The sequence below is a fragment of the Zemynaea arenosa genome (assembly GCF_004614185.1).
GTDB lineage: Bacteria > Pseudomonadota > Gammaproteobacteria > Burkholderiales > Burkholderiaceae_D > Telluria > Telluria arenosa.
Genome location: NZ_SPVF01000024.1, coordinates 1 through 6,775, shown reverse-complemented (window position 1 = coordinate 6,775; position 6,775 = coordinate 1). Strand labels below are relative to the sequence as shown.

The window sequence follows — 6,775 nt, the reverse complement described above, 5'->3', positions numbered from 1 at the left end:
AGGTTGAGCGGCTGGCGCGCGGCGCGCAGCACGCGCTCGGCCAGCTGGCCCGTGGTGGCCGCATCCTGCTCCGGCGCCAGCACCAGCGCAAACTCGTCCCCACCCAGCCGTGCCAGCAGATCCGCCTCGCGCGTGATGGCGCGCAGCCGGGACGCCACGCCCGCCAGCACCTGGTCGCCCACCGCGTGTCCGTGTTCATCGTTGACGGCCTTGAAGCCATCCAGGTCGATGTACAGCAGGCACACTGTGCTGCCGGTGCGCTGGGCGCCTGCGCAGGCGGCGGCCAGCCAGCGCTCGAACAGGCGCCGGTTGGCCAGCCCGGTCAGGGTGTCGCGCGAGGCTTCGATGGCCAGCTGCTGGGTGAGCAGGGCGTTCTTGCGGCCGACCCGCACGATGGTGCTCCATGCGTACGCGACCAGCAGCACGACCGTGAGCGCGATCGAGCCGAAGGCCAGTGCCGCTTCCGACGCCTTGCGCCCCACGTCCCCGCTGAGCCGGTCCCGGTGTCCGCGCACGTGGTTCATCAGGATGGTGAGCTCGCTCCGGATATCCTGCATCAGGCGCCGCCCGGCGCCGCTGCGGACCACTTGCAGGGCTCCGTCCATGTCGCCGCCTTCGCGCAGGTCCACGGTGTGGTTCAGCTCCGCCATCTTGGCGTCGATGGCCCGTTCGGCCGCCGCCATGTGGGCCGCGTCGCCGCGGTCTTCCAGGGCCCAGGTGGCTGCGTGGGCAGCGCGCAGGTCGGCCGTCAGCTTGGTCTTGGCGAGCAGGAAGGGCTCAAGATAGCCGGTGTCGCCGGTCAGCAGGTAGCCGCGCTGCCCGGTCTCGGCATCCTGCACGTCCATGACCACTTCGCGGATGAAGAACAGGGCCCGCCCTTCGGCGGTCTGGCGCGTCTCCATGTTGCCGATCTCGCGCGCCACCACGGCGAAGAACACCAGCTCCCCCACCAGCAGGCCGAGGGCGAGCAGCAGCACCGCTGCGCTGCGCCGGGTCGGGACCGCGATGCCGTGGTAGGGGTAGGCCATGGGGAAATCCGGAAAATCCACGGATTGTAACGAGAGACTGTCCCTCGGTTGCGCACGGTAAGCATGAGTTGGTTGCCCCACCCCCGGAATTTCTGGTCTGGCAATACACACGGCTGCAGCGAGCGGGAGTATAGTGTCCGGCGCAGTTTTATCATGACAATCATCGAGGGGATATATGTATAAGATTCGCACCGTGGGGACCGTGGCCGCCATCCTGGCTGCCTTCAGCGTGCAGGCGCGCGAGCCGGTCGATGCCAACACCATCAACCGCATCGCCGACGAGGGCTACAACCATGGCCAGGTGATCGCCCTGGCCGCCCACCTGACCGACCAGATCGGCGGCCGCATGACCAATTCGCCGGCCATGCGCCAGGCCGAAAAGTGGACCCAGCAGATGTTCACCCAGTGGGGCCTGAAGAACGTGCACGCGGAAGGCTTCGACTTCGGCCGCGGCTGGTGGATCGAATCGGCCAGCAGCCGCATGGTGGCGCCGCGGCCGCTGCCGCTGACCTCGATCCCGGTGGCGTGGACGCCGCCGACCAAGGGCGCCCTCACCGCGCCCATCGTGGTCGCCCCGATCCGCCACGAGCGCGATCTGGCCCAGTGGAAGGGCAAGGTCAAGGGCAAGATCGTGCTGATCAGCTATCCAGAGCCGCTGAAGGACGACACCCAGGTGGCCTTCAAGCGCCTCGATGATTCCGAACTTGGCAAGATGTCGACCTACGACCAGCCGCACTTCGATCCGGATGCCGCCGTCGATGGCTACAAGAACTGGATCCAACTGCCGGGCAATATCAACCGCTTCCTGGCGGCCGAAGGCGCGGTCGCGATCGTCAAGATGTCCTACCGCAGCCAGGGCCTGGTGCATGGCGAAGGCTACTTCCACCAGAAGGGCGAGACCGTCCCGCTGCCGGAAGTGGAAATGGCGGCCGAGGACTACCGCCGCCTGGCCCGCCTGGCCAAGGTCGGCGACGTCAAGCTGGAGCTGAACAGCAACGTCCACTTCGACGACCGCGACATGAACGCCTACAACATCCTGGCCGAAATTCCGGGGACCGATCCGAAGGCAGGCTATGTGATGGCCGGCGCGCACCTGGACAGCTGGGTGGCCGGCGATGGCGCGACCGACAACGGCGCCGGGTCCGTGGTCGTGATGGAAGCGGCCCGCATCCTGTCGAGCCTGGGCGTGAAGCCCAAGCGCACCATCCGCTTTGCCCTGTGGGCGGGCGAGGAGCAGGGCCTGGACGGCTCCATGGCCTACATCGAGAAGCACCTGGCGACGCGTCCGCGTCCGACCAATGCCGCCGAAGCCAAGCTGCCCAAGTTCATGTGGACCACCTATCCGATCACGCCGCTGCCGGGCTTCAATGACATGGCGGGCTACTTCAATTTGGACAACGGCTCGGGCAAGATCCGCGGCATCTACGCCGAGGGTAACTTCGCGGCCGTGCCGGTGCTGAAGACCTGGCTGGCGCCGTTCGACAGCCTGGGCGCGAACAAGGTGGTGGCCAAGAAGACCGGCGGCACCGACCACCAGATCATGGCGGCCATGGGCCTGCCGGCCTTCCAGTTTATCCAGGACCCGCTGGACTACGGCAGCAAAACGCACCACTCGAACCTGGACACCTTCGACCACCTGCGCACGGAAGACCTGCGCCAGGCGGCGGTGATCATGGCGACGGTGCTGCTGCAGGCCGCCGAGGCCGACCAGCCGATGCCGCGCAACGTGCTGCCGCGCCAGCCGTCGCCGACCGATCCGTTCAAGTATCGCGATCCGGCCAAGGACTGAGCGGATGGGGCTCGCACTGCCCCGCGCGCGCAGTCTCGCCCGGGGCTTGCCCCGGGCTTTTTATTGACTCAGCAGGCGCGCCAGCGCCGCAAAGTCGAACTGCTCGGCCGCGCGTTTCATCCACGCCGGCCCGTTCTCATGCTTCCCCTCCGAGAACCCCACCGCGATCAGGCGCACGTGGTTCGGGTTCTTGTCGTAGTAGGTCTGGTCTGCCACGAACCCCGCTGCGTGCGCGGTATCGCCCGGCTTCAGGTTGGTCAGCTCGTATTCATCGGTGAGCTGCGTGATGCGGTTGCCGATGGCTTCCGTGTGCGCCGCCTTCATCGTCCGCACCTTGGCGGACAGCTCCGCCACTCGCGCGCGCAGGCGTGCCGCTTCCGCCGCATGGCCCGCCCGCGTGGCGTCCTGCGCCTGCCGCTCCAGCCCGCGGCCTTCGCGGTTGGCCGCATCCACCTCCGCCTGCTGCTCGGGCGGGAAGGCATGCAGCTGCTGGACCTGCGCATCGAGCTGGCGGCGCCCGGCGCCGTCGGCATCGGCCCACACCGCCGGCTGCGCCAGCTCCTGGGCGGAGAACGCAGCCTTGTAGCGCTTCGCACTGGCCAGCATCTCCTCCATGCGCCGCGTGACGCGCGGATTGACCTCGCGGTTCTTGCGCTCGATCTCGGCGGCCAGCTCCTGCATCGAGGCCAGGTACTGCTCCGCGCCCGCCGGGTCGGACTTTTTCAGCATGGCGTAGGTCTGGCGCACGCTGGCGGGGTCCTGTGGCTTCTGGATACGCGCCGGGTCTTTCATCCACTCGTCCAGTGCGCGCTGGCGGGCCGCGATCAGGCGGTCCAGCCGCGCGGCCAGAGTCTCGGGCACCCAGGGCAGGCGGCCGTCCTTCGTCATGTAGATCCAGCCGTTGTAGCGCGGGTAGCCGTTGACCATGCCCTCGAACTTGGGCACGAAGGTGGCGCCGGGCGGCATCATGGCCTGCGCGGCCGGGTTGAAGAAGACGCCGATCTGGCCCACGCCTGCGGCGATGCGGTCGGCCTGCGGAATGATGTCGCAGGCGCCGCGCCACACGATGTTGACGCCTGCGCGCTCCGGGTAGGCGTTGACGAACATGCGGGCCGAGGTGAAGTCGTAGGGGCCGATCGCGATCATCGTCCGCATGCGCACCGGCAGCGGCGCATCGAGATAGGCGCGGTCCTTGCGGATGATCTCCTCGGCTGCCAGCACCGCCTTGCGCATCGGCGCGGCGGCCGGCTTGGTGGAGGCATCCTGCTCGTCGCGCGGGGCCCAGCACTGGGTCTGGGCATGAATGGCGGCACTGGCCGCGAGCAGGGCGGCGAGCGTGACGAAGCGCAGGGCGGGGCGGGGCATGGCGGGTCTCCTTGGGAAGACCGTGGAGCTTACGCGATGGCGCGCTCCCTGTGACCCATCACGCTGGGGGGCTTAGCGCACGGCGGGCCTCTCTTGCCACAGGCCGAGGTAGGTGTCGGAGCGGTTCAGCAGGTCGCTGTCCATGTCGGCGAGCCGTCCCTGACTGGGCGCGGTGGCGTGGCGGTTAAAGGCACTGTAGCCCAGGCCCAGGCGCCCGCCCGGGATATCGAAGCCGATGAATTCCAGGATCGAGGGGAGCAGGTCGAAGTGCACCAGCTGGTCGCGTGTGGCCGGCACGGGCTGTTTGGAGATGAACGTGTTGAAGATGGTGCGGTGGGTCCGGGACAGGTCGTCGGAGAGCGGGTTCTTGCGCGAGAGGTGATCGCCGAGGATGACGATGTTGGCGTTATCGAGGTAGCCCCGGGCCTGCGCGAACTGCACGAACTGCGCCACTTCGGCGGCGGTGCAGGTGATCACGCCGTCGAAGCCGGAATAGCCCTGCGCGGCGCATTGGCGGGACAGGTGGCCGTCCGGTTCGTGCGTGTCCACCGTCAGCAGGGTGAGGTTGAACGGCTTGCCGCTGGCCTCCAGCTGCGCCAGGCGCGTGCGGGCGCGGGCGAACAGGTCGGCGTCATACGTGCCCCAGCCGTTCAGGTCTTGTTCGCGCACGCCGGACTTGAGCCAGTCCTCCCTGCCGTACACCTCCTGGTAGCGGTGCTGGCGCAGGAACTTGCCTTTGCCCGCGAACTCCGGCGAGGCGCCGCCGAGGAATACATTGCGGTAACCCTGCTGGGCCAGCAGGTCGCCGAGGCAGGTGGCGTTGTTGAGGAAGGAGTTGACCATCTGGCCCTGGGTGTTGATGTCGAACAGCGTCACACGTTCTAGCGGCAGGCCGCACTGGGTCGAGACGATGGCGGCGATGGTCCAGCCGGTGCCCGGTGCCTGTTCGTAGGCGCGGAAGTGCTGGCCGCCCAGCGCCGTGAGCGGGGCGATCAGGTCGCGGCCGAACACGCGGCGGTCGGCGTAGCCCGCTTCCAGGCTTTCCACGTAGATGAGGATGAGGTTCTTCGGCGCGCGTTTGAGCAGTGGCTGGTGAGCGGGCGGGACATAGTTTGCGCCGAAGTAGTCGGTGCCGAATTGGGCGGCCAGGTGCTTGGCGAGGCCCATGTCGGCGACCCAGTAGGTGGCGCTGGTCGCGATCAGCAGCAGTGGCAGTGTGCGGTGCACGGCCAGCAGGCGCTGGTGGAAGGGTGTGCGCATGCGGCCGATGGCGCTGCGCAAGCGGGCGTCGGCGACCAGCAGCATCGCCAGCAGCACCAGCGGCACCAGCACGCACCAGTCGACGAAGCGGCGCGCGAGAATGGGGTCAGAGAAGCGGACCAGGTCGATGCCGAAGGCGAGGTGATAGGCGATCTGGTCGATGTCCGGGCGGCCAAAGTACTTGTGGATCCAGTGGCTCAGGCAGAACAGGAAGACCGCCAGCAGATACAGGCTGGCACGCAGGACGGCCGCGCGGGACAGGCGCGGAAATGGGGGAAATGCGGGAGTCGACAGTTGCATCGTGCTGCGCCGGTGAAGGGACGACGCAATTGTCGAGCTGCCAAGTGTTAAGCGGGGTTAACGAAAGTAAAGTTCAGGTAACGTCTTGTAACGCTCATGTATCTGGCGGGATGTCCGTACGTACGGCGGCGATATCTCATCCTTGTGTCGTTACGCCGGGCGGTGCTGCGTGCCTTCCCCGAGGGTGGCGAACAGCATGCGGCTGGGGGCGTGGACTTTGGCGGTGTGCCAGACGCCGCGCGGGACAATGGTGGCGCCGCGCCCCGTCAAGGCGAACGTGGTGACGCTGCCCTTGTCGTCCAGGTGCAGGGTAACGTCGCCGGACAGCAGGTAGATGAACTCGTCGCCGGCGGGGTGCATTTCCCAGGTCGGCCAGTCGCTGGAGCACTCGAATTCCAGCAGCATCCAGTGGCGGCCGAGGGCGCCCAGTTCGGCTTCGGGCTGGGACCAGAAGGCGTCGCCGCCGGGGAGCTGGCGGCTGCTGCCGTCCTGGCCAAGGAGGATGTAGGTGTCGCTGGGGTCGATGGGCATGGTGGCTCCTTCGCTGATTGGACTGCGCATGGCTGCCGTCATTATGCACGCGGCTGGGTTAGCCTGGTGTGGCCCTGCGGGTGAGGACGACGGCGATGCCGCCGAGGATGGCCAGCGCGGCCAGCAGCAGGCGCGGGGTGAGAGCTTCGCCGAGCAGGAGGACGCCACCCAGCGCGGCCAGCACGGGGACCGAGAGCTGGACGGAGGCCGCTTGCAGGGCGGTCAGGCGGCGCAGGGCGGCGTACCAGATCACGTAGCCAAGGCCGGACGTCAGAGCGCCCGAGATGATCGCGAATGTGATGCCGCGGGCGTCGGCCTGCAGCCCGTTGTGCGCCGCCGGGGAGGCCGAGGCGGAAGCGGGGAAGGGCGAGGCCAGGTCCGCCTGCCAGGCGTACAGCAGGGCGAGCAGGATCGTGAGCGGGGCGGCGCGGACGAAGTTGGCGGTGGTGGCGGCCAGCGGGTCCGGCACGCCGCGGCCGCGCAGCGAGTAGACGCCCCAGGC

6 protein-coding genes are annotated in these 6,775 nt (G+C 68.1%); 1 reads left to right on the top strand and 5 read right to left on the bottom strand.

Going from position 1 to position 6,775, the window contains the following annotated elements:
• The coding region (locus E4L96_RS01740) for a diguanylate cyclase domain-containing protein (RefSeq protein WP_167758573.1) at positions 1 to 1,028 on the bottom strand (1,028 nt) is incomplete at its 3' end.
• A gap of 175 nt (positions 1,029 to 1,203) precedes the next feature.
• Here E4L96_RS01740 and E4L96_RS01735 point away from each other — a divergent pair.
• Entirely contained in the window at positions 1,204 to 2,817 is a 1,614-nt protein-coding gene (locus E4L96_RS01735; protein ID WP_135205521.1) for a M20/M25/M40 family metallo-hydrolase, read from the top strand.
• A gap of 60 nt (positions 2,818 to 2,877) precedes the next feature.
• Here E4L96_RS01735 and E4L96_RS01730 read toward each other — a convergent pair whose 3' ends face one another.
• From E4L96_RS01730 to E4L96_RS01715, 4 genes are all read right to left on the bottom strand, one after another.
• A complete protein-coding gene (locus E4L96_RS01730) occupies positions 2,878 to 4,182 on the bottom strand; it encodes a hypothetical protein (RefSeq protein ID WP_135205520.1) in 1,305 nt (434 codons plus the stop codon).
• A gap of 72 nt (positions 4,183 to 4,254) precedes the next feature.
• Positions 4,255 to 5,742, bottom strand: a complete 1,488-nt coding sequence (locus tag E4L96_RS01725) for a sulfatase-like hydrolase/transferase (RefSeq protein WP_135205519.1) — start codon at positions 5,740 to 5,742, stop codon at positions 4,255 to 4,257.
• Between the two features lie 150 nt (positions 5,743 to 5,892).
• Positions 5,893 to 6,273 (bottom strand): cupin domain-containing protein, encoded by a 381-nt coding sequence (locus E4L96_RS01720; protein WP_135205518.1) that lies wholly within the window; start codon positions 6,271 to 6,273, stop codon positions 5,893 to 5,895.
• A gap of 58 nt (positions 6,274 to 6,331) precedes the next feature.
• A partial coding sequence (locus E4L96_RS01715) for an EamA family transporter (protein ID WP_167758572.1) occupies positions 6,332 to 6,775 on the bottom strand: 444 nt, incomplete at its 5' end.